Below are 22,931 nucleotides of genomic sequence, written 5' to 3' on the forward strand. Positions count from 1 at the left end.
GTGGCCGGATGCCCGATGAGCTTTACCTTTCGCCAGATCCGTTATTTTGTGGCTGTGGCTGACAGCTTTTCAGTGAGCCGCGCCGCCGCCGAGCTGGGCAGCGAGATCTTCCCGCGCGGCGTCATCTGCGGGCGTGACGAAAGCGTGGGGGCGCCGTTGGTGGAGCACCCGCTGGCGCGGATGGTGTCGCTCACCGGCGATATCGCCACCGGCCAGAAGATCCTGCAGAGCGCTGCACGCACCATGAAGCGCACCCAGCTTGAGCTGGGGGTGACCATCTTCGACGATGCGGATCTGGAGGCGGTGGTGGCGGGTCGGCTTCTACAACGCCGGCCAGGATTGCACCGCCGCCAGCCGTACCTAATGACCAGGGCAAGATCTACGACAAGTTTGTCGGCGGCATGAAGATCTCGGGCTACGGCAAGGATCTCTCCCTCTATGCGCAGGAGGACTGCACGGTGCCGCGCCATATTATGGTCAAACTCTGACAAGGGATTGCTCGCCGCGCACAAAAAGCAGAAGGCCCCGCAATGCGGGGCCTTCTCTCTGAACACTCTGCATGTTCACGCCACTGTGGCGGAACATGACCGAGTCCTTTGCCAGCGACTGCCGGTCTGGCCTGTGGCCATCGTTCTCTGCTTGCGTGTACGGCTTAGCGCTGCTTGCCGCTGCCGATACCAAACGGGATGCGGTAATCACTACTCTGCTCACCCAAGGTGACGGTCAGGTTGCCCTGAGCGCGGCTTGGAATACGAACCTGCTGGGTCCCCACCAGATTGGCGTGGGCGGAGGCAACGATATCGCCAGACTCGTCACGCACTTCCAGCATGGGGTTAGCCTTGCCATCCGCGGCAGCGCTCGCATGCCAATTGACAAACAGCACGCCCGGCGTGGCGTTGAGGTCAGCGGGGACAGAAGCCTGGGCGACACCGGCTGTCATCAGGCCTGCAACGGCCAGCATCTTGATTACGTTTTTCATGTTCATTCACTCTCTTGGTTTTTATGTCATTGCCAAGGCCAGTTCGGCCTGAATCAATGCATCCATGCAAGAGGTTATTCAAATAGTATGTTGTTCTTTCACTGACATCCGACACCCTGTTTGATGGTGCCACAGCCTGGAACGACCTGTTATTTGGCCGCTTGGCGTTCCTGCCTAAGCGTTGAGTGAATATTAGACACCTCTACCCATCTTTGTTAGCGATATAAACTGGCCTAGATATTCAAAAAATCTGATGTGGATATCCATCTTGGGTTCAGGTATCGCCAACGCCGCAACGGGCACTGGTTTATGGCAGGGGAACGACACGGCGTCGCTCCCAATTTGGCTAACGCAGGAAGCACGCTTTGACCCCTATTCCTCGGTGGAATGAGGGTTGGAATAAGTTTACAGACGGACAACACAAAGGGCAGGATCTCCTGCCCTTTGATACTCATATTCCTGCCAGTTCCTCTGTCGTCATGGGCCGCAGCACCTTGCAGGGATTGCCGACGGCAACCACGTTGGCCGGAATATCCCGGGTGACCACTGAGCCCGCACCGATCACGCTGTTGTCCCCTATGGTGACACCCGGGCAGATGACGACGCTGCCACCGATCCAGACGTTGTTGCCGATGCGCACCGGCTTGCCGAACTCGACCCCGGCCACCCGCGGCACCACCGCCACCGGGTGGGCCGCGGTGTAGATCTGTACCCCTGGCGCCAGCAGCACGTTGTCACCGATATGCACCTCGCACACATCGAGGATGGTGCAGTTGACATTGGCGTAGAAGTTCTCCCCTAGGTGGATGTTGGCGCCGTAGTCGCAGAAGAACGGAGGATTGATGGCGCACACAGCGCCACGGCTGCCAAACAGTTCCCGCAGCATGGCGTCCCGCGCCGGCGGTTCCTGCCAACTGGTATTGAAGGTGTGATAGAGGAAACGGCAGCGCTCACGCGCCGCCTTGAGCTCAGGATCTCCTGCATCATAGGGCTCCCCCGCCACCATCTTCTGCCACTCGGGCCCGCGCACGGGTTGCCGAGCCTCTGTTGCCGCCATGGGCGGGGCCTGTGTCATCGTCTATTCCATCAGCCAGATCAGGGATTCATAAGGGCGCAGCATACAAGATTGCGGCCGGGCCGGGCTATCCGGGTAGTTACCAAGCAGCAGGCGTCCCTCTCCAGCCAGCATCTGCGCAGGCAGCACGAACTCTGTCGGCTCGCCGTAGAAGTTGCTAACTACCAACAGGGTCTGGCCGTTGGCACTACGGGTATAGGCCCAGATCCGCTGATGCCCCACCAGCAGCTCCTGATAATCCCCCTGGGTGAAGATGGGGTGCGCCTTGCGCAAAGCGATCAGATCCCGGTAGTACCAGAATACGGAATCGCGGTCGGCCAGCGCTGCCTCTGCGTTGATCTCGGGGTAGTTGGCGGCAGGGGTGAGCCAGGGCTCACCTTTCGTGAAACCGGCGTTGGGGGCGGCACTCCACTGCATCGGGGTGCGCGAGTTGTCGCGCGACTTGGCGCCGAGGATAGCGAGGATCTCGGCCTCGCTCATCCCTTCGGCCTGCTTGATGGCGAAGATATTGCGGCTCTCCACATCCTGATAGTCATCGATGCTCTGATAACCGGGGTTGGTCATGCCGATCTCCTCCCCCTGATAGATGTAGGGCGTACCCTGCAGGCCGTGCAGGGTGCTGGCCAGCATCTTGGCGGCCACAACCCGATGTTCGCCCTCGTCCCCGAAGCGGGAGACGATGCGCGGCTGGTCGTGGTTGCACCAGAACAGCGCCGACCAGCCCTTGCCATGCATGCCGCTCTGCCAGTGGTTGAAGATACGCTTCAGTTCGAGGAAATCGAACGGTGCTTTCGTCCACTTGTCGCCGTTGGGGTAATCCACCTTCAGATGGTGGAAGTTGAACACCATGGAGAGCTCGGAGCCATCGAGCGCGCCGTAGCGCTGGCAGTGTTCCAGCGAGGTAGAGGACATCTCTCCCACCGTCATGACGCCCACCGGTGCAAAAACATCGCGGCTCACATCCTGCAGGAATTCGTGGATACGCGGCCCATCGGTGTAGAACCGGCGGCCATCGCCAATCTCGTCGTTCGGGAAAGTCTGATCCTTGGAGATGAGGTTAATGACGTCGAGGCGGAAGCCATCGATGCCCTTCTCGGCCCAGAAGTGGATAACCTTCTTCACCTCGGCGCGCACGGCCGGATTCTCCCAGTTGAGGTCCGCCTGCTCGCGGGCAAACAGGTGCAGGTAGTACTGGCCGGTGGCCTGATCCAACTCCCAGGCGCTGCCACCAAACTTGGACTGCCAGTTGTTGGGCACGCCGCCGTCCACCGGATCGCGCCAGATGTAGTAGTCGCGGTAGGGGCTGTTTTTATCTCCCAACGCGGATTTGAACCAAGCGTGCTCGGTAGAGGTGTGGTTCACCACGATATCCATCACTATGCGGATGTCGCGCTCATGCGCCGCAGCCAGCAACGCTTCGAAATCGGCCATGGTGCCATAGGCGGGATCGATGGCCAGATAGTCGGCGATGTCGTAACCGTTATCTACCTGAGGGGAAACGTAAACCGGAGTCAGCCAGAGGGCATCGACCCCCAAGGTCTTGAGATAGTCTAGGCGGGCCATGATCCCCTTGAGATCGCCGGTGCCACGGGCAGCGGAATCCTGAAAACTCTTGGGGTATATCTGGTAAATCACGGCACTCTGCCACCAAGGTGTTTGGTTCATGAGTCTTGCTCTTGTTTCGAATGAAAAAGGAGAGGGCGACCCGTTAGGGCCGCCCTGATGACTATGTTCAGGCGCTGGCCTGGGCCAGCTTGCCGGCCGCTTGCTGCCGCTGGTAAACCAACAGGGTCAGCACCATGGGCACCACTATGGCCACCAGCATGGCGACTGAGTAGACGGCCCAATACTGAGGCTGGATGGAGAGAATGCCCGGCAGGCCGCCCACCCCTATGCCGTTGGCCATCACACCGGCGAAGCCGCAGATAAGCGCCGCCAGACTGGAGCCCACCATGGCGCACAGCATGGGGAACTTGTACTTGAGGTTGATACCGTACATGGCAGGTTCGGTCACGCCCAAGTAAGCCGAGATGGCGGCAGGCACGGAAATCTCCCGTTCGTTCTCCTTGCGGCTGATGAGGATGATGCCCACCACAGCCGAAGCTTGCGCAATATTGGAGAGGGCGATCAACGGCCAGATCGGGGTACCACCCATGCTCTGCATCAATTGCAGATCCACTGCGTTGGTGGTGTGGTGGATACCCGTGATAACCAGGGGTGCGTAGAGGAAGCCGAACAGGGCAGCACCGATGGGAGCAAACGAACCTGTCATGGCTGCCTTGGCCGCAAAGCCGACGCCGTCACCAATCCAGCGGCCAAAGGGGCCTATCAGGGCATGGGCCAGGATCACCGCCAGCAGCAAGGAGACGAAGGGGACGATCACCAGGTAGAGATAAGCCGGAATGATGCGCTTGAGGGTGGTCTCGATATAGGCCAGTGCCACGCCCGCCAGCAGGGCTGGAATAACCTGGGCCTGATAGCCCACCTTCTCGATGACAAACCAGCCGAAGTCCCACACTTCCGGGATCTGCTGGCCTATCCCATAGGCATTCATCAGCTGCGGCGAGACCAGGGTAACACCCAGCACTATCCCCAGGATCTCGGAGCCCCCCATCTTCTTCACCGCAGACCAGCAGACGCCAACCGGCAGGAAGTGGAAGATCGCCTCGCCCAACAGCCAGAGGAAGGCGTGGACCTGAGCCCAGAACTGGCTGATTTCGACCAGGGTATGAGTACCATCATCGAACATCTTGATATCGCCGATGACGTTGCGAAAGCCCAGGATCAGACCACCGGTGATGATGGCAGGTAGCAGGGGTACGAAGATCTCCGCCAGATGGGAGATGCCCCGTTCCAGCGGGTTCATGTTCTGACGGGCGGCCAGCTTGGCGGCATCCTTGCTGCCACCACTGACACCTATCTCCTTGGTGAGCGCCTTGTACCAGTCATCCACCTCGTTACCGATCACCACCTGGAACTGGCCGGCATTGGTAAAGCAGCCCTTCACCGCAGGTATGGTCTCGATGGCTTTGCTGTCAGCCTTGGCCGGATCGTTCAGCACGAAGCGCAGGCGGGTCAGGCAGTGGCTGACGGTGGCGATGTTCTCTTTGCCGCCGATCTTGTCGATCAGGGTGGCAAGCTGTTGTGCGTTGATCTTTGACATGAGTCTTCCCTCTGTGACTCTATTGATATTGGTCTACTCCGCCCTTTTGGACCAGTCTGCTGGTCTGAGCGTTTTTGGTATCGTTCTTATTTAGCATGCAGCCAATTTGATACAATCGAAATGGGAACGTTCCCATTTCGTGGTCAGCATCACAAAAAGCACGTTTTTTGTTCAGGGCTAAGTGATGGAGCTCACAGGGTATTGCAGGGGGCTATGGTCGCCAGCGGACGGTGATCCTGCTCGATCTGGCCGAGCAGCTGACGGGCAGCCTGCTCCCCCGCCCCCTGGTAGCCAAGATCCAGGCTGAGGGCGTTGGGAAAGAGGAAGCTGAGCATGGGGTTGTTGCCAAGGCCTGTCACCAGCACCTCGCTACGCCCTTGTTCCTGAAGGTATTTTGCAGCACCTATGGCGAGGGTGTCGCTGGCGCAGACCAGCGCCTGGGTGGCAGGGGTGAGCAGCTCGGCCGCCAGCCGGTAGCCACTCTGCAGGCTAAGATCGCCGAGAGCACTGCGCGCCGTCAATCCCTGCTCGGCGCAGTAGCCGAGATAGGCATTGAGACGGCGCTGGCCCGTGGTGAGGTCCGAGGTATCCACCCCCAGATAGGCGATCTCGCCTACCCCGCGGGTCGCCAGCGCGGCCAGCATGGTGCGCACAGCCCCGGCATCGTCGAAGCAGACAGAGGAGAAACCGGGATGGTCGCGGGCCACCAGTACCAGCTTCTCTTGCAGCGGCGCCATGGCGTCGTAGTCCAGATCGTTGAAAGCAAAGAGGATGATGCCATCCACCCCGCGCCGCTCCAGCACCGACAGATGTTCCAGCACCTTGGCGGGGGAGAACTTGCTCTCCATCAGCACGGCGTCATAGCCACGCTGGTAGAGGGTCTCCAGCATGCCGCGTACCGCCTGGTTCTCGGAACTGGAGTCGAGTCGGGAGACGATGATCCCCACCACCTGCTGGCTCTGGCTGCGCATGGCCCGGGCCGACTTGCTCGGCACAAAGCCGTGCAGAGCAATGATCTGCTCCACCCGCTCGCGGGTCGCCTGCTTCACCTTGGGATCCTGATTGAGCACCCGGGAGACGGTCGACTTGCCGACTCCGCTCAGACGGGCGATATCGAGGATGGTCAGTTTCTTGTCCATGAATTGGCTCACAGGGGGCTCGGCGGCAGAATTGCCCACATTGTTGTGATTAAGCCCTGTGAATACAAGCCCATGGCGTTAGAATGCTTTTTTTCCCCCGGCGAACGCCGTGCCGCTCGCCATCGCACAGGACGCGCATCATGGATCTGCTGGCAAGCCTGCACTTTTCCCTCTCCATCACGGGCCCCATCTGCGTGGTACTAATGCTCGGCATCTGGCTCAAGCAATTGGGCCTGCTGCCAGACAGCTTCGTCGAATCCGCCTCCCGCCTGGTGTTTCAGGTCACCCTGCCGGCCCTGCTGTTCCTCAGCATGGTGCGCACCGATTTTTCCACCATGCCGAGTCCTTGGCTCATCCTCTACGGTTTGCTCGGCACGCTCACCGGCTTTCTGGTGCTGGAGGTACTGGCGGCCCGCTTCATCCCGGAGCGGCGTCAGCGCGGTATCTTCGTGCAGGGCAGCTTTCGCGGCAACATGGGGATCATGGGGCTGGCCTATGTGCAAAACGCCTACGGCGCTGAGGGGATAGGTGCAGCCGCCCTGCTGGTGGGCTCGGTGACCGTGCTCTACAACATACTCGCCGTGATCACCCTGACCCGCAGTCTGGGGGGCAACCAGGGGATCAAGCCGATCCTGAAGGGGATCGCCAAAAACCCCCTGATCATCGCCATCCTGTCCGCCCTGCCATTCGGCCTGCTCGGTATCGAGCTGCCCCAGCTGGTGATCACCACGGGCAACTATTTCGCCAACATGACACTGCCGCTGGCCCTGCTCTGCACCGGCGCCAGTCTCAACCTCAAAGCCCTGCGCGGCGGTGCCATGCTGACCGGCTGGGCCACCGCCAACCGGCTGTTCTGCATTCCGGTGCTGCTGGTGACGGGCGCCTGGGCGCTTGGCTTCAGCCCGCAGGCGCTCGGCATACTGTTTCTCATCAGCTCCACCCCCACAGCCGCCGCCAGCTATGTGATGACCCGCGCCATGGGCGGCGACAGCGTACTTGCTGCCAACATCATCGCCACCACCACGCTGGGCTCACTGATCAGTACCAGCCTGGGTGCCACCCTGATGAACTACCTGAGACTGATGGGATAGCGATCCATCCGATGACGGTGTGTTCGCCGTCAATATGCCATCGCCACCACCACACAGGGCTCACTGATCAGCACCAGCCTGGGCGCCACCCTGATGAACTACCTCGGGCTGATGGGCTGAGGGAGGCTGCCGTTGGCCAGTCCGGCACGGCTTGACCTTGCCGCGGGCGGCAGCTTTAGGCTGACACGACATCAACAGAGGAGATATCCCATGACTATCGAACTCACAGTGTCCGGCATGTCCTGTGGTGGCTGCGCCGCTAGCCTGCAAAAAGCCCTGCTGGCCCAGAGCGCTATTAGTCAGGCCCGGGTGGATTTTGCCAGCAGCAAGGCTGTTATCGAGAGCGAACTGAGCAAGGCAGCGCTGATCGCCCTGATCGAAGCACAGGGCTTTCAGGTAGGTTAATTTATCTCTATAGAGGTATTAAACAGGTTAAAAATCTGTACCCACCTGTCTTTTGGTGAGTGTTATCACAGATATTGCTGTTTAAATGGGCAAACTGGCTGCGATTATTCCAACCATAAGGATTTGCAGCATGACCCTACCGATCCGCAAGACCCTGCTCGCCGCCGTTGTTGGCCTGACCCTCTCCCCCATGGCGATGGCTCTGCCCAGCGTCCATATTCTGGCAACCGGCGGCACCATCGCCGGGGCGGGCCAGTCGGCCACCCAGTCCAACTACGAGGCTGGCAAGGTAGCTATCGAGACCCTGATTGCTGCAGTTCCCGAGATGAAGAACGTGGCCGATGTGCAGGGGGAGCAGGTAGTCAAAATAGGCTCCCAGGACATGAACGACGAGGTGTGGCTGACCCTGGCCAAGCGGGTCAACGAGCTACTGGCCAAGGATGACGTGGATGCCATCGTCATCACCCACGGCACCGACACCATGGAAGAGACCGCCTACTTCCTCAATCTGACCGTCAAGAGCGACAAGCCGGTGGTGCTGGTCGGCGCCATGCGCCCCTCCACCGCCATGAGCGCCGATGGCCCGCTGAATCTGTATAACGCCGTGGTGACCGCCTCCGACCCGAGCTCCAAGGGCCGTGGCGTGATGGTGGCGATGAACGACACAGTGCTGGATGCCCGCGACGTCACCAAAACCAACACCACCGGGGTACAGACCTTCGCCTCCCCCAATTTTGGCCCGCTGGGTTACATTCACAACGGCAAGATCGACTATCAGCGCAGCCCGGCCCGCCTGCACACCAGCAAGACCCCGTTCGATGTGAGCAAGCTCGACAAGCTGCCGCAAGTGGGCATCGTCTACAACTATGCCAACGCCACCGATCTGCCGGCCAAGGCCATGGTGAATGCCAAGTTTGACGGTATCGTCAGTGCCGGTGTGGGTAACGGTAACCTCTACCACACCCTGTTCGATACCCTGGCTCAGGCGAGCAAGGATGGTATCCGCGTGGTGCGTTCCACCCGCGTGCCGACCGGCGCCACCACTCTGGATGCCGAGATCGATGACGCCAAGTACGGCTTCGTGGCTGCCGGTACCCTGAACCCGCAGAAGGCGCGCATCCTGCTGATGCTCTCCCTGACCCAGAGCAAGGATCCGGTCCAGATCCAGCGCTGGTTCCAGCAGTTCTGATCCCGGGGCTCAACCCGCTAACGTCACCCCATGAAAAAAGGGCAGGATCGGCTCCTGCCCTTGCTCATGGCGTCATCTTCACATAGAGCGCGCCATCAGCTCACCATCAGCCAGCCGCAGAAACCCAAGTACACGAGCCCCACGCAGGCCAATCTGCCCGCCGTCATCCGTCCACGGCTAAAGCCCCACCACAGCAGTGCCACCGCCAGCAGGGTCACCAGCGAGGAGACCATCATGGTGCTATCCAGCAACCAGGGGGTGAACAGCAGGCAGAATGCCTTGGGAATGGTGCCCTGGATCATCATGGCGCCGGAGATGTTGGCCAGCGCCAGCCGGTTCTTGCCCTGACGTACCCAGATCAGCACATTCATCAACTCGGGCATCTCGGTCGCCACCGGACTCAGCAGCAGGGCCGCCAGCACGGGAGAGAGGCCGAACAGCTCACCCATGCTCTCCAGCTGATGGACGAACAGCTGCGCCGCCAGCGCCACCACCCCCAACGCCACCAGGGTCTGCAGCAGTACCTTGCCAAGCGCCGGGATCTCGGCCTTGGGATCCAGCTTGAGGGGCTCTGGCAACGCGACCTCGTGGCTGTCGGTCTGTTTCAGTTCACGCCGCACATAGACCAGATAAACCAGCACGAACAGCGGTGCCAGCCAGGCTTTACCGGTGAATGCCACCATGCCAAGGGCCACCGCCACCAGGAAGATACCGACAAACCAGGCCTGATCCCGCCCTATCTCGCGCTGCACCTCGCCATCGATGACTCTGTGCTCACGGCTCATGCACAGCAGCAGGGTCACGCCGACGGCGGCATAGCCTATGGTGGAGAGCACCAGAGGGCCACCGAGGGCGGCGCCTATCCCTATCTGTTGCTGGGCGGGGGCATCCCCCATCAGCAGGGCGGTCAGGGTAACGATGCATTCGGGCAAGGCCGTGCCGAGGGCTGCTAGCAGGGAGCCAGTGGCACTCTGGGAGAACTTGAAGTGATGGCCGGTCCATTCGATACCGTTGACGAAATATTCGCAGGCCAGGTAGATGGTGACGGCAGAGAGCAGAAATAACAGCAGGGTAATCAACATAATAGGCAACCGCCAGGCGAGCAGAACAACCGATGGACCCGATACGGCTCGCCCGGCTGGCTTGCGTATCGAGGCCAAAGGTCTTGCAGAGCGATAGATGCTATCGCCGCTCATGCCATGGATCGGCAGATCCAAGAATGTTGACATGAGCCCTGCCCGGATCACGGGCGGGTTGCTACTCCCCAATGACAGTACGGGCTTTTTACCAAGTTGACCGCCGCCTCACAAGGCAAATGAATGATCATCCGCCCGATAAGTTGTAAGAAAATGTAAGGTTCCCCTTGGTCAGCTCCCTCGCTTTCTCCGTCCGGGTCCCCACTCTTTCCCCCGGCACCCACGCCTTGGCATAACGATTGCTATGAGTTGCCTACTGTCCACAATAGTTTGGGAAGGATGAACGATGAAACGGTGGATCCAACATTTCTATCAACTGAACCGTCTCAACTGGCTTATGGTCTGGTTGCTACTCTGCTGCAGCATCATATTGCTGTTTCCAGCCGGCCTGATGAAGGGTGCCGTCAGCCAGTGGGCCACGCTCCACGCCGCCTGGCTCGGGGTCGGCATGCTGATCGCCATCTCCTACTTCTGCAGCCAGGGCTTCCTGATCGCCTGGGAGTGGGCCTGTGATGAATGGCAATCCCGCCGTCAGCAGGATCAGCTGGCCCAGATGATCGCCTTCCTCGATTTCAACGAGAAGGCGGTGCTGCGCGAGTTCGTGCTACAACGCAAAAGCGTCATAAACTTGCCGATCACCGAACCTGCCGTCAAAAACCTGATGGACGCCGGCGTACTCACCTACGCCTACGGCAAGCCGGTGCGAGAGAAAGAGGACGAAAACCAGATCCGGGCGCTGATGATAGCCCTGCCCGCGCGACCACTGCTCACCTACAAGGTGCTGGGCCTCTCCCGTGGCAAGATGAGCGACGAGCAGGTGGAGCAGATCATGAACGCCAGACCCAAGTTCGCCCAGAAGGGCTTCCAGCGCTAAGTTGCTGCCATCCTTCACATAAAAGAGCCGGACAGTGTCCGGCTCTTTGCTATCTGGCTGTTTTTATTCGGCTCTGGCCTTCAAATCGCCAGCACTGACTGGCGGATCTGCCGTTATTCGGTCCTGGCCTTCAAATAACCAGCACTGACTGGCGGATCTGCCGTTATTCGGTCCTGGCTTTCAAATAGCCAGCATAATCCGGGATCTGCACGCTGAACGCCTGCTGCATGTGAGGGCTGTCCATGATGAAGTCCGCTGTGGCCTCGTTGGTGGCAACCGGTATGTTCCACACGGCCGCCAGACGCAGCAGCGCCTTCACGTCCGGATCGTGGGGCACCGCATTGAGGGGATCCCAGAAGAAGATCAGCACGTCTATCTTGCCCTCGGCAATCAGGGCACCCAGCTGCTGGTCGCCCCCCATGGGGCCGGAGAAGAGGCAGGTGATGGGCAGTTGTGCCTTCTTGCCGAGCATGGTGCCTGTGGTGCCGGTCGCATAGAGATGGTGGAGCTTTAGCTCCTCCTTGCGGCACATCACCCAGTTCAGCAGCGGGGTCTTCATGTTGTCGTGAGCCACCAGCGCCACCCGCTTGTGGGGCGCCATCTCACGTGCAATCAGTTCCATGGAATTCATCCGTAGCATAGTGATGGGAAGAGAGCTGTATCCTAATCGAAAGCAGCGCCCGCTGCCTTGCCGGGCGCCGTAACTGTGATCACTTCGACTGTTCAATCCACTGCTGGTGCTTCTGCTCCAGCACAGAGATGGGCAACATGCCGTATTCCAGCACATGGTGGTGGAACGCCTTGAGGTCAAAGCGGCCGCCAAGGGCCTGCTCGGCAGACTCCCGCATCCGGATCAGCGCCAGCTGACCCGCCTTGTAGGAGGTTGCCTGACCGGTATAGGCCATGTAGCGGGGTACCTCAGAGCTGATGTCCCCCGCCCCCAGTGCCGAGTTCTCCTTCATGTAGCCGACGGCCCTGTCGTGGCCCCAGCCATACCAGTGAATGCCGGTATCCACCACCAGCCGCATGGCCCTGAGCATCTCCTCGTTGAGACGGCCGAAGTACTGCAACTGGTTATTGAAGGCAGGCGAACCCTCGACCTTCACATCCCCCACCGCCGGATCATAGAGGCCACGCCCCTGATAGAGCCCCATGTCGTGATCCGCCAGGTATTCGGTGTAGAGCGCCCAGCCCTCTGCATAGGCGGTATAGGAGGCATTCGCCACATACTGCGGGAAGTCGGGATCCTTGGCCGCCAGCTCCTGGGCTATGGTGATCTGGAAGTGGTGGCCCGGCGCCGCCTCGTGGGCCAGCAGGGTGCTGATGTTCCAGCTCTGCAGGCCATAGGGGTAGTAAGTATTGAGGAAGAACTGCCCCTTGCGGCCGGTCTGCGGGTTACCGTCCTGATACCAGGCGACCCCGCCATAAGGCGCCTCATCATAGGAGACGGGCACCACCTCGTAATCCAATTTGGGAATGGTGCGCTCGGCATCGAAGAAGTCCGGCAACACCAGCGCCGCCTTGCTCTTGAAGCCGTTGTACTCCCGCAACGCCCGCTCATGCTCCGCCAGCGCCTGCTGCTGCGGCTCGCTCAGGGCCGCACCGGCCACATTGCCCGGGTTGAGATTGGCGGACCAGACAGCCAGCGGATTCTGGTAGAAGAAGGCTGGCTCGTTGAGATAACGGAAGAAGTCATAGATCTGGCCGCTCTGCTTGCTCTGGGCCACCTCATCGCTGTCGCACTTGCCGACGGTATGGCACACCTTGACCATGGCACCGAAGATACGTTCCACCTCGCTCAGCCCCAGCTCATGCACCTGCTCCGGCGTCATATTGGTGGTGGTGTGCTTCTTCAGCAACCAGCGATACCAGTCGCGGCCATTGGTCATGCCGCAGAAACCGTCGTCACACTCGCCACTGCCAAGGCGCACCCCATAGGCACCGCCATGCTGGTAATCCAGATAGTCCCGCAGTGCCAGATAGCGGCCATTGATACTGTCCAGCACCGCTTTGTAATCGGTGCTCAGCGCCTCGTCGGCCTCCCCCGGCAGCAGCTGCCAGCCGAGGTAGGCACCGGCGATCACCTCGCCATCCAGCTTGCTGTTGAGCTGGGCCAGCAGACGGTCCACCAGCTCGTCCGGCAAGGTATTGCCCTGGGCGCTGCCCAGCTCGAACTGATGTTTTACCTCGGCCAGATAGGCATCATAGGCCTTGAGCCAGACAAGGTGATCCTGATACCAGGCCAGCGGGGCCGTCGTTGCCCTGGCCTGAGTAGCCAGCGCTGGCGCCGTGGCCGGGCGGTCGAGATCCCGCCGCCAGGCCGCATCCCCCGGTGCGACCCGCTTGGCCGAGCTCTGCTCGAAGTAATCGAAGCCACTGCTGACGGTGCGGGCGGCCTTGCCGCTGGCGGGGGCAGCCCCCACGTCATCGGCCAGATCCACCACCCGGTTGCGGAAGTGGTGGATCGGGATCTGGGATTGGGGCAACTCGTAGCCCGCCAGATTGATCTGCAGATCCCAGCGGATCATGTCGTAGAACAATCGGTCCCGCTCGCTCAGCACGCTTGGGTCCAGGGCATCCAGCCGGGTGAGCAGCGCACTGTCGAGCGCCTTGCGTTTGGCAATGCTGGAGGCATCAATGGCAAAACCGTAGGGGTCGAGCGCCTGACTCTCGCGCAGGGCCTCGTCCATGGTTTGCATCAGAGAGGCCTTGGTGGCAGCGGGATCCGCCGGCGCGTTGGAGCTGTTGTCGTTGCAGGCCGCGAGGGAGAGTGCGATGGCGCAGGCAAGCGCCAGCTTGTTGGGCAAGAAGTGCATGGTGTAGTCCTTTCACCTGTTGTTATTGTGTTTCACGATACGGGGCTCCAATAATGCATCTCTCTCGCCCGTATTGTTGCGACCTGATTAACAAAAAAAGCTTGTTTTTCATACAGATAACAACAATAAAAAGCGATGGTGCCGAACATAAAAAAAACCCGCCAAAGCGGGTTTTGAAATCGGTCTTTCATGCCGAAACTGGTCAGGATGAGCCGTGATGCAGCTGGGACTGCTGATAGTTCTCCAGCCCGATGCGATCGATGAGATCTAGCTGGGTCTCCAACCAGTCCACATGCTCCTCCTCATCTTCCAGAATGTTCTGGCACAGGTCGCGACTGATATAGTCCTGCACCGACTCGGCGTAGGCGATAGCTACTTTCAGGTCCGGGATGGCATCCATCTCCAGCAACAGATCACAGCGCAACATCTCCTCGACCGTTTCACCGATGCGCAGCTTGCCCAGATCCTGCAAGTTGGGCAGCCCCTCCAGAAACAGCACCCGCTTGACCAGTTCGTCGACGTGTTTCATCTCATCGATGGACTCGTGATACTCCTTATGCCCAAGCGCCTTGAGACCCCAGTCATCGTAGATGCGAGCGTGCAGGAAGTATTGATTAATGGCAATCAGCTCATTGGCCAGCACCTTGTTGAGGTGGGTAATGATCTTGGGATCTCCTTTCATCGACAGTGCTCCTTGATGCGTGCCTGAGGCCTCGATCGTTAGAGCTTAGTCCAGAAAGGTGACAACAAAAGGTCTGGCGATCCAGCTCGCTTGAGAGGCAGGGTGAGACTGTTAGCGGGTCGAGCCAGAAAAGGGGCGGTCCGGATCAGGCCACTTCGTAGTAGAGCGGAGTCTGTGCCAGCTCGGCCTTGTCGAGTTCGGCGGCGATGATCTCCATGGTCATGCGCACACACTTGCCACACTGGGCCCCCACCTCCAGCGACTGCTTGAGCTGACGAAACTCGGTCTTGCCTGCCTGTACCGCCTTGCGGATCTGGGTATCTGTGATGCCGCGGCACAAACAGACGTACATAGTGTTTACCTCATGCTGGAACGCAATGAAATCTAAATGAGAATGGTTCGTAGTGCAAATAACCATTAGTAATAAGATCCCCTGCTTGCCAGCCATCAACCCCTTGGTGACAATGTCCCGTCACAGAGGAAAACATCATGCTCAAGAAACTGTTCACTGCCCTGTTCGCAAGCAAGCCAGCCCCTGTCGTTGAGGTGACTCCCACCGAATACGCCGGTTATCTCATCTACCCCGAGCCCATGGCGGAAGGGGGCCAGTACCGGTTGGCGGGCCGCATCACCAAAGAGATGGATGGCATGCTGCAGACCCACATCTTCATCCGCTCCGATCTGTTCGCCAATCCGGCCGATGCGGAGCGTTTCATGGTGCAGAAGGCCCACACCTTCATCGATCAGATGGGGGATCGCATGTTTGAACCTCGCGTCAAAGCGGGCGACAGTTCAGCCTCATGAGCCCTGCCGAGGTGAACGCCCTGCGCCAAGCCCTGGCCCGCGCCGGTGAACGGCGACTGGTCTGGCTTGAAGGGGACGAGGCCGATTGCATCGCCCGTGCCGAAGCGTTGCTGGGCGGCATCATCTATTGGCTAGGAGAAGGTCCGGCCTGCCATGAGCCCGTTCCCACCGCCAAGGCGCTGCAACGGCTCGGTCAGGAGTGCGACACCCTGGTCTTCAACGCTTTCAGTGGTTTTCATCCCGACGCCTTTGGCGCGCTGGCGGGCACACTGCGGGCGGGCGGTCTGCTGCTGCTGCTGACGCCTCCCAGAGTGCAATGGCCCGAGTATCCGGATCCGGACAGGGTGCGGCTGGTCGCCCAGCCAGAAGAGGCGGACCGGGCTGGCCACGGCTTCATCGCCCGGCTGGTGCACCTGCTGGCGGACGATCCTGCGCTCTCCCTGCTTCCGCCCCACAGCCTCGCGCCCTGGCAACCGATCGGCGCACTGCGACGGCTGAGCCATGATCAGGCCGCGGCCCTGCCTGCCATTCACAGGGTATTGCACGGCCATCGTCGCCGCCCGCTGGTGCTGAGTGCCGATCGTGGACGCGGCAAGAGCAGCCTGCTGGGGTTAGCCGCCGCCGAGCTGCTGCGCCAGCAACCCGACCTCAAGATAGTGGTGACAGCCCCTTCCCAGGCCACGGTTGCCACCCTGTTTGACCACGCGGCACAGTCGCTGGGTATAGAGGTGGAACGGCTGATTGGCCTCGAGTTCTGCTCACCGGCCCGGCTGGTAGAGGAAGCCCTGCAACCCGATCTGTTGCTGGTGGACGAAGCCGCCGCCATCCCCACGCCACTGCTGGAGGCCATGCTGGCCCGCCACAGCCGTATCGTCTTTGCCACCACTGAACACGGCTACGAGGGCACGGGACGCGGTTTTCACCTGCGTTTCAAGCGAGTGCTGGACCACCAGACGCCGGATTGGCAAGAGATCCACTTAGGCGAGCCGATCCGCTGGAGCCTTGGCGATCCGCTGGAATCCCTGGTATTTCGCCTGCTGGGCCTCAATGCCGAGGTGGATCCGCCCCTGCCACCGACCAGCCCGGGCTGGCGGCTGATCGGCCAAGAGGCATTGGCAGAAGACGAAAAGTTACTCCATCAGCTGTTCGGCCTGCTGGTGCTGGCGCACTACCAGACCACGCCAAGCGATCTCAGGTCTTTGCTGGAGAGCCCGGATCTCGACATCCACCTGCTGGAACAGGATCAGAGCCTGCTCGGGGTCGCGCTGGTGGCAAGGGAAGGCAACATAGATCCCACACTGGCCGAGCAGATCTGGGCGGGCCGACGACGTCCGCGCGGCCATCTGCTGCCCCAGTCCCTGCTGGCCCACGCCGGTTTCAAAACGGCAGGGGCGCGCAGCTACGCCCGGGTGATGCGTATCGCCATCCACCCGGCGCTGCATCGCCACGGGCTCGGCTCGCAACTGCTCGGCCAGCTGGAGGAGTATTACCGGGAGGAAGGGCTCGACTATCTGGGCTCGGCCTTCTCGGCCAGTGCCGATCTGCTGCCCTTCTGGCGCAGGGCCGGGCTGCAGGTGCTGCGCATCGGCCTGCAACGGGATGCCGCCAGCGGCTGCCATGCCGCTCTGCTGTTCAAGGCACTGAAACCCGAGTGGGAGGCCGAGCTGACCCAGTGGCGCCAACGCTTCGTGTGCCAGCTGCCGACCCTGCTGGCAGGTGAGTTGAAAGGGCTGGATCCCGAACTGGTGTGGCAATGTCTGAAGGGGAGCCCTGCCATACCGATGCAAGATGAGTTTGAGCGCGATGAGCTGGCCTGCTTCGCTCACCACCACAAGCCGTTCGAGCTGTGCCAAGCCAGCTTGCAGCACTGGCTGGCCAACAATCTGCCACGACTGACCTCCCTGACCCCCAGCGAGCGCCAGCTGCTGATCGCCACCATCTGGCAATATGCGGACTGGGGACATCTGGCCAATCGGCTGCAACTGGCGGGCAAGCCGGCCATCATCAAGGCGCTACGCGCCCTGCTGGCTCGCCTGCTGGATATCCCTACCACTCGATAGTCTTGCCCTGCCAGTCGAGATAGCTGAGCTCGCCGTCAGGTATCAGCCCCGCCATCAGACTGACCAGATGGCGAGCTACCTGCTCTGGCGTCTGCAAGCTGCCATCTGGCACATTGGCGTGAAACGGGCGCGAGAGCTGGGTATCCACAGTACCCGGATGAAACGCTAGCAGCTTGACGCCCGGGGCACGCCGGGCGAGTTCGATGGCGGCACACTTGAGCAGCATGTTGAGGGCTGCCTTGGAGGCACGATAGCCATACCAGCCCCCCGCGCGATTGTCCCCAATGCTGCCGACTCGTGCGCTGAGCACCGCTAGGGTGCAGGGCGAGGCGCCAAGCAGCGGGAGCAGCTGGTTGATCCAGCGCAGCGGCAGCAAGGCATTGGTCTGGTAGAGGCTGGCCATGGCCTCGACATCAAGCGCTTCCAGCCGCTTTTCAGGCTTGATCCCCCCCTGATGCAGGACACCATTGCATATCACCAGCCGGTGCGGTCTCGGGGCCAGAGTGGCGATACGGGCCACCACGTCAGCCATCTGCTGATCGCTGTAATCGCAACGCAACCAATGCAAGCGGGGATCATCACACCCGACGGGTGCCGGCTGCCGGCTGACCGCCATGACAGGACCGCCCCCTGTCGCCAGCCAGTGTGCCACCAGCGCCTGACCTATACCGCCCCCGGCTCCAATCACCACGACGCCCTCGTTCATGTTCATCTCCTGTTTGCGGTGAGTGTGATGCCCTTCTCCATCGCCTCTTTCTTTCCCTGTTAAGCTGGTACGCGCCTTCCTGTCTGCCGGATCAAGCAGTTATGAGGGCCAGCTTGTGTGGATCGCCCCGGAGTGGGCGGATCCATTCCTATACTGAGGGAAAACCGCAGCGGGTGCTGCCAGCGCAACCAGAAGCACGAGAGTGACCATGATGTCCAAAGACGGGGAAGATCGTAAATCCATCCTGACCGAGAGCGGTACCAACGAGCTCGAGATCATCGAGTTTCACCTCAAGAAGCAGATGCCAGATGGCAGGGAGAAGATCGCCTATTACGGCATCAACGTCGCCAAGGTGCGCGAGGTGATACGGGTACCGGAAACCACAGACTACCCCAACGCCCAACGTCACATGGTGGGTGTTTTTTCCCTGCGCGAGCGGCTGATCCCGTTGGTGGATCTCGCGGGTTGGCTTGGCATCAAGACCAACCCTGATCCCAGCCACAAGGTGGTGATCGTCACCGACTTCAACAAGATGGCGAACGGCTTTCTCATCGACAGCGTCAGCAGGATCCATCGGGTCTCCTGGGAGGATGTGGAGTCCCCCAGCCAGTTTCTGGAGGCGGGCGAGAATGATTGCGTGGTGGCCGTGGTCAGGCGTGATGGCAACCTCATCATGATCCTCGACTTCGAGAAGATCATCGCCGACATCAACCCCGAGCTGAGCATGGAGAAGTACGATGTGACCCAGGATCGCAAGGTCATCATCGACGAGCGCATGATGGCACTGCGCCAGGCCAAGACGGTGCTGGTGGTGGATGATTCCGCCTTCATCCGCAAGATGATAGAGACCACGCTGCGCACCGCAGGCTACAACGTGGTGACCGCCAAGGATGGGGGGGACGGGCTGGAGATGCTGATGGAGTTCGACCGCCTGTCGCAGGAGGAGAAGATCCCGGTGGCCGAGTTCGTCAGCGGCATCATCACAGACGTCGAGATGCCCCGCATGGACGGCATGCACCTGCTCAAACGCCTGCGGGATACCCCTGCCTTCAAGACCACCCCCATCGTCATGTTCTCGTCGCTGATGAGTGACGACAACCGCCAGAAGGCGCTACAGCTGGGGGCCAACGATACCATCACCAAACCCGAGCTGGGACGCATGGTCGGCATGATAGACAACTTCCTGATCGGTATCCCCATCCCCAAACCGGGCAATCTGTAAGGCCGTTAGCCGGCCAGACAAGCAAAAGGGCGCCGAGGCGCCCTTTTGCTGACTGTCCCTTCACCCAAGCCAGAGGTAGATCTGATGGGCTGCCACCCCGGCACTCAAGCCGCCGATGGTGTGGGCCACGATGGCACGGGAGGTCAGGTGACGATAGCCGAGGGCATCCAGCATGGCGGTGTGGGTGCTCAGGAAACCGCTCCAGCACATGCCCATGGCGGTAAACACCGCGACCTCGTTGCCGGTGATCCACCCCTTGGCGATAAAGGGAGGCATCAGCGACATGGCAGCACCGACCGCCCCCAGCGAGGTCGCCGGGAAGGCGACCAGCTCCGGTTGCTGGAAGCCAAACAGCAGTTCGAACAACCAACCCACCTTGGCCGCCAGCACGGGCAGCAACGCCACCCCCTGGAAAGCCTCGCCATTGTAACCCTGCTCGCCCGGGCCGAAGGTCAGCAGCATCACGAAAGTGCTGATGATAAGCACCCCGGGGATCACCGCCATCCCAAGTTCCACCCCGGACTTGCCGCCATCGAGCAGGGCATTGAGCACCCGCAGCCAGGTGGGGGCCGACTCCTGGCTCAGACCAGGCTTGGCACCCAGGCTCACTACCTCGTCATCCATCAGGGTTTCCCCCACCAGCGGGCGGATCATGTGCTGCATCAACCGGGTCGAGACCACTGAACCGATGAGGGAGCCAAGCAGGCCGATCAGGGCTGCACTGGCAGTGGATTCGCCACTCGGCAGTTGCAGGGTGGCCATGAAGGTCACCACTATCAGTCCCATGCCGAAGGCGGTGCCGAAGTTGGTGAGTGAGACCAGCTGCCAGGGGGTGAAGCCTTTGCGAAAGCGACTGTCTTTGGCGAGGCTGATGACCGCCGGGTTATCGGAGAAAAAGGTCATCAAGGCCGCCAGGGCGGTGCGCCCAGGCAGGCGGAAGATGGGCTTCATCAGCGGCGCCAGCAGCACCTCCAGCAGGCGGATCACCCCGAACTCGCTGAGCAGCTGACTCAGCGCCCCCGACAACACGGTAATCCCCATGATGAAGAGCACAGTATTGAGCAGCAGCTGATGGGCGGTGTTGAACAGGGTATTGACCAAGGAGGAGAGCCCCATCTGGCTGCCGAGGTAGCCGAACAGGCTGCCCAGAATAGCCAGCACCAGTACCGGCTCCAGCCAGCGGCGGAGAGAGGTTTGCGATGTATGCGAATCTTTAACTGCTTGATTTTCCATACCAATCCTGATTGCTGTCTCTGTGTGAATCGTTGTTTTTGTTATTGAACTCATGACGTACTCGCGACAAGGGCTCCTTGAATGGCGTATCCAGCAAGGTTCCGCTGACATCCGGACGAATAGTCAGTAGTGTTGACGACGGCACTCGGGAGGAAGACGCGATTGCCGGGCCAACATAGCCAGCAAGCCCGCATCAGACCAGGTCGGCACGATAAAACCAGCACTCGGGAAAAATTGCGGGGCAGGAGTATAACAACCGCGGCAAGTCAGCGAAAGAACGTGGATAACCTCCGCCAGAGACTTCATCTACCTTACTGGGATTTCGTATCTGAATGCCGCCTATGTTCAACCCGTTACGCATTAGTCCGATGACTTGGTGGCAGGGGACTCCGTCCTGCTGACAGCGCTCGGGCATGACTAGCAAGGCCTTCAGCAACTTGCCAAAATGCATATCGACGGTGATCCACCGTTCGGTCTGGCGGCAGGATTGCCGGCCTCGATACAGTAAGTTAAGATCGCGACACCTCCGGCCAGCGCCGAAGTCCGCCCCCATCACAAACAGAACAGCAATGAATCAGCTCATCACCTATATCAAAGCCATCCATCGGCAGCCGGGGCCGGCGACCATCACACGCCAGCAGAGTGAACACTATAGCGAGCATGACGAGAGTGGCACCCTGATCCAGCACCAGCAAACCACCTATTGGTTCGCCAATAGGGTCGTCATCTGTCATCAGACAGAGCAGGATCAAGTCCCCTCTGCACAGCTGTGTGCCGAATGCTGGATAAGCTACAGCGTCGTCACCAGCCCCATGCCCATCACGCCGCTACGCAAGCTGTTCCACAATCCCTGTCAGGAGGCATTCTGGCTGAAAATGCAAGGTATCACGCCGGAAAGACAGCGATAACGCTGGCCGCTGATGAAACAACAGCAGACATTAAGTGCCATCCCTGTCGAACGGAGATACTAGAAAGACGCTACTATCTCGGCCGGCCATGCTCTCACTCAGCCAGTAACAAACGAACCTGTCACGTGAATCTGGTCGGCCGTAAACGACAGACAAAGAAAAAGCCCAGCATTGCTGCTGGGCTTTTGTGTTGGCTCCTCCTACTGGACTTGAACCAGTGACATACGGATTAACAGTCCGCCGTTCTACCGACTGAACTAAGGAGGAATTGTACTTGGTGCCCAGAGACGGAATCGAACCGCCGACACGGGGATTTTCAATCCCCTGCTCTACCGACTGAGCTATCTGGGCAATCTATAAATGGTGCCGGCTACCGGAATCGAACTGGTGACCTACTGATTACAAGTCAGTTGCTCTACCTACTGAGCTAAGCCGGCACACTTAAACCACTGTGCATGAACAAATTTTTATTTCATGGCACCAAATTTTGGTGCCCAGAGACGGAATCGAACCGCCGACACGGGGATTTTCAATCCCCTGCTCTACCGACTGAGCTATCTGGGCGTGGGCGCTATTAAACGGATTTTAAGGCGGATGGTCAACGGGAAATTTCACTTTTTGTCTCGTTCGTCTCTTTTTTGCGCAACATCATACATTTCCCCTACTTCTTCCTGACCGGACTGCGCCGGACGGCCCCAGACTCTGGGCTCCTCCCCTTTCAGCAGGCGGGCTATGTTCTCATGATGGCGGATAAGGATGAGGCAGGAGAGCAACGAGACCGGCAGCGTGTATTCGGGTTTGAGCAGGTAAGTAAAGAGCGGGGTCAGCAGCACGGTAATGATGGAGGCCAGCGAGGAGTAGCCGCTCACCAGCAGTACCAGTAGCCAGGTGCCGATGACGGCACCGCCCATGGTGAAACCGATAGGCATCATGGTACCGAGCGCCGTCGCGACCCCCTTTCCTCCACGGAAGTGGAAGAAAATGGGGTACATGTGGCCGAGGCAGGCCGCCACCCCGATCAAGCCGAGGTAAACGGGTTTGATTTGCAGATACCAGGCGAGATAGACGGGGGCCGTGCCCTTGAGCACGTCGAGCAGCAACACCACAACGGCAGCCACGCGGCCGCCGAGGCGCAATACATTGGTCGCCCCCGGATTGTGTGAGCCATGATCGCGAGGATCCGGCAGACCCGTGATACGGGAAACCAGCACAGCACTGGACAGCGAGCCGCCCAGATAGGCCAGAATAATCATCAAAATCGTCAGGGCCGTCATCTTGGTCGTTTTTACCACGATATGAATGGGGTATGATGCGGGCCACATTCTCTGGCTTGGCGTTGCCCAAAAGCGTGTCGTTCAAACCGACCGCGCGGCAAACTGGTTGCCAGGC

22 protein-coding genes, 4 tRNA genes and 1 riboswitch are annotated in these 22,931 nt (G+C 60.1%); of the genes, 9 read left to right on the forward strand and 17 right to left on the reverse strand.

The window, feature by feature from the left end; genetic code table 11:
* The first annotated feature begins 15 nt into the window (after positions 1–15).
* The gene (locus GWQ22_RS00855; RefSeq protein ID WP_275929207.1) at positions 16–405 is read left to right on the forward strand and encodes an aldehyde dehydrogenase family protein; all 390 of its coding nucleotides are present in this window, start codon (positions 16–18) and stop codon (positions 403–405) included.
* 247 nt (positions 406–652) lie between these two features.
* Here GWQ22_RS00855 and GWQ22_RS00860 read toward each other — a convergent pair whose 3' ends face one another.
* The 5 genes from GWQ22_RS00860 to treR form a co-directional block, all read right to left on the reverse strand.
* Positions 653–985, reverse strand: coding sequence for a hypothetical protein (locus tag GWQ22_RS00860; RefSeq protein WP_275929208.1), 333 nt, complete (start codon positions 983–985; stop codon positions 653–655).
* Between the two features lie 445 nt (positions 986–1,430).
* Positions 1,431–2,054 carry a sugar O-acetyltransferase gene (locus tag GWQ22_RS00865; protein ID WP_275929209.1) on the reverse strand — a complete coding sequence of 208 codons (624 nt, stop codon included), beginning with the start codon at positions 2,052–2,054 and terminating at the stop codon, positions 1,431–1,433.
* Positions 2,055–2,057: 3 nt separating this feature from the next.
* Complete coding sequence (gene treC / locus GWQ22_RS00870; protein WP_275929210.1) at positions 2,058–3,719, reverse strand: alpha,alpha-phosphotrehalase; 1,662 nt, start codon at positions 3,717–3,719, stop codon at positions 2,058–2,060.
* Positions 3,720–3,786: 67 nt separating this feature from the next.
* Positions 3,787–5,217 carry a PTS trehalose transporter subunit IIBC gene (gene treB, locus GWQ22_RS00875; protein WP_212514653.1) on the reverse strand — a complete coding sequence of 477 codons (1,431 nt, stop codon included), beginning with the start codon at positions 5,215–5,217 and terminating at the stop codon, positions 3,787–3,789.
* Positions 5,218–5,408: 191 nt separating this feature from the next.
* Positions 5,409–6,356 carry a trehalose operon repressor TreR gene (gene treR / locus GWQ22_RS00880; protein ID WP_275929211.1) on the reverse strand — a complete coding sequence of 316 codons (948 nt, stop codon included), beginning with the start codon at positions 6,354–6,356 and terminating at the stop codon, positions 5,409–5,411.
* Positions 6,357–6,496: 140 nt separating this feature from the next.
* Here treR and GWQ22_RS00885 point away from each other — a divergent pair, with 140 nt between their 5' ends.
* From GWQ22_RS00885 to ansB, 3 genes are all read left to right on the forward strand, one after another.
* A complete protein-coding gene (locus GWQ22_RS00885) occupies positions 6,497–7,447 on the forward strand; it encodes an AEC family transporter (protein WP_275929212.1) in 951 nt (316 codons plus the stop codon).
* Between the two features lie 210 nt (positions 7,448–7,657).
* On the forward strand, positions 7,658–7,852 hold the full coding sequence (locus tag GWQ22_RS00890; RefSeq protein ID WP_108537601.1) for a heavy metal-associated domain-containing protein: 195 nt from the start codon (positions 7,658–7,660) through the stop codon (positions 7,850–7,852).
* 130 nt (positions 7,853–7,982) lie between these two features.
* The gene (ansB, locus tag GWQ22_RS00895; RefSeq protein ID WP_042038960.1) at positions 7,983–9,041 is read left to right on the forward strand and encodes an L-asparaginase 2; all 1,059 of its coding nucleotides are present in this window, start codon (positions 7,983–7,985) and stop codon (positions 9,039–9,041) included.
* A 95-nt stretch (positions 9,042–9,136) separates the two neighbouring features.
* On the opposite strand, the gene GWQ22_RS00900 is transcribed toward ansB, so the two are convergent.
* Positions 9,137–10,123, reverse strand: coding sequence for a sodium:calcium antiporter (locus GWQ22_RS00900; protein WP_275929213.1), 987 nt, complete (start codon positions 10,121–10,123; stop codon positions 9,137–9,139).
* 89 nt (positions 10,124–10,212) lie between these two features.
* Positions 10,213–10,319, reverse strand: a riboswitch (yybP-ykoY riboswitch).
* Positions 10,320–10,523: 204 nt separating this feature from the next.
* On the opposite strand from GWQ22_RS00900, the gene GWQ22_RS00905 reads away from it, so the two are divergent.
* Positions 10,524–11,111 (forward strand): superinfection exclusion B family protein, encoded by a 588-nt coding sequence (locus tag GWQ22_RS00905; RefSeq protein WP_042038963.1) that lies wholly within the window; start codon positions 10,524–10,526, stop codon positions 11,109–11,111.
* 163 nt (positions 11,112–11,274) lie between these two features.
* On the opposite strand, the gene GWQ22_RS00910 is transcribed toward GWQ22_RS00905, so the two are convergent.
* The 4 genes from GWQ22_RS00910 to GWQ22_RS00925 form a co-directional block, all read right to left on the reverse strand.
* Entirely contained in the window at positions 11,275–11,733 is a 459-nt protein-coding gene (locus GWQ22_RS00910; protein ID WP_042038964.1) for a methylglyoxal synthase, read from the reverse strand.
* Positions 11,734–11,821: 88 nt separating this feature from the next.
* Complete coding sequence (locus tag GWQ22_RS00915; RefSeq protein ID WP_275929214.1) at positions 11,822–13,927, reverse strand: DUF885 domain-containing protein; 2,106 nt, start codon at positions 13,925–13,927, stop codon at positions 11,822–11,824.
* Positions 13,928–14,129: 202 nt separating this feature from the next.
* Positions 14,130–14,609 (reverse strand): bacterioferritin, encoded by a 480-nt coding sequence (gene bfr / locus GWQ22_RS00920; protein WP_275929215.1) that lies wholly within the window; start codon positions 14,607–14,609, stop codon positions 14,130–14,132.
* 145 nt (positions 14,610–14,754) lie between these two features.
* On the reverse strand, positions 14,755–14,961 hold the full coding sequence (locus GWQ22_RS00925; RefSeq protein WP_275929216.1) for a bacterioferritin-associated ferredoxin: 207 nt from the start codon (positions 14,959–14,961) through the stop codon (positions 14,755–14,757).
* Between the two features lie 137 nt (positions 14,962–15,098).
* Between GWQ22_RS00925 and GWQ22_RS00930 the strand changes: the two genes are divergently transcribed.
* Together GWQ22_RS00930 and GWQ22_RS00935 are read left to right on the forward strand one after the other, a co-directional pair.
* Positions 15,099–15,413, forward strand: coding sequence for an HlyU family transcriptional regulator (locus GWQ22_RS00930; RefSeq protein WP_042868079.1), 315 nt, complete (start codon positions 15,099–15,101; stop codon positions 15,411–15,413).
* Complete coding sequence (locus tag GWQ22_RS00935) at positions 15,410–17,473, forward strand: GNAT family N-acetyltransferase (protein ID WP_275929217.1); 2,064 nt, start codon at positions 15,410–15,412, stop codon at positions 17,471–17,473. Before GWQ22_RS00930 ends, GWQ22_RS00935 begins: the two co-directional genes overlap by 4 nt.
* On the opposite strand, the gene GWQ22_RS00940 is transcribed toward GWQ22_RS00935, so the two are convergent.
* Positions 17,460–18,179: an SDR family NAD(P)-dependent oxidoreductase gene (locus GWQ22_RS00940; protein ID WP_275929218.1), complete on the reverse strand. Its 720-nt coding sequence runs from the start codon at positions 18,177–18,179 to the stop codon at positions 17,460–17,462. The genes GWQ22_RS00935 and GWQ22_RS00940 overlap by 14 nt on opposite strands.
* 208 nt (positions 18,180–18,387) lie before the next feature.
* On the opposite strand from GWQ22_RS00940, the gene GWQ22_RS00945 reads away from it, so the two are divergent.
* Positions 18,388–19,401 carry a chemotaxis protein gene (locus GWQ22_RS00945; RefSeq protein ID WP_275929219.1) on the forward strand — a complete coding sequence of 338 codons (1,014 nt, stop codon included), beginning with the start codon at positions 18,388–18,390 and terminating at the stop codon, positions 19,399–19,401.
* 60 nt (positions 19,402–19,461) lie between these two features.
* Here the strand turns inward: GWQ22_RS00945 and GWQ22_RS00950 are convergent, their stop codons facing one another.
* Complete coding sequence (locus tag GWQ22_RS00950) at positions 19,462–20,634, reverse strand: nucleoside recognition domain-containing protein (RefSeq protein WP_108537870.1); 1,173 nt, start codon at positions 20,632–20,634, stop codon at positions 19,462–19,464.
* A 569-nt stretch (positions 20,635–21,203) separates the two neighbouring features.
* Between GWQ22_RS00950 and GWQ22_RS00955 the strand changes: the two genes are divergently transcribed.
* A complete protein-coding gene (locus tag GWQ22_RS00955) occupies positions 21,204–21,542 on the forward strand; it encodes a hypothetical protein (protein ID WP_275929220.1) in 339 nt (112 codons plus the stop codon).
* A gap of 191 nt (positions 21,543–21,733) precedes the next feature.
* Here the strand turns inward: GWQ22_RS00955 and GWQ22_RS00960 are convergent.
* The 5 genes from GWQ22_RS00960 to plsY form a co-directional block, all read right to left on the reverse strand.
* Positions 21,734–21,809, reverse strand: a tRNA-Asn gene (locus GWQ22_RS00960).
* 8 nt (positions 21,810–21,817) lie between these two features.
* Positions 21,818–21,893, reverse strand: a tRNA-Phe gene (locus tag GWQ22_RS00965).
* A 10-nt stretch (positions 21,894–21,903) separates the two neighbouring features.
* Positions 21,904–21,979: transfer RNA gene (locus tag GWQ22_RS00970), tRNA-Thr, on the reverse strand.
* A gap of 51 nt (positions 21,980–22,030) precedes the next feature.
* Positions 22,031–22,106: transfer RNA gene (locus GWQ22_RS00975), tRNA-Phe, on the reverse strand.
* 47 nt (positions 22,107–22,153) lie between these two features.
* Entirely contained in the window at positions 22,154–22,816 is a 663-nt protein-coding gene (plsY, locus tag GWQ22_RS00980; RefSeq protein WP_146181775.1) for a glycerol-3-phosphate 1-O-acyltransferase PlsY, read from the reverse strand.
* Between the last annotated feature and the right edge of the window lie 115 nt (positions 22,817–22,931).

This window comes from Aeromonas sp. 1HA1 (assembly GCF_029237385.1).
Taxonomy (GTDB): Bacteria; Pseudomonadota; Gammaproteobacteria; order Enterobacterales; family Aeromonadaceae; genus Aeromonas; species Aeromonas popoffii.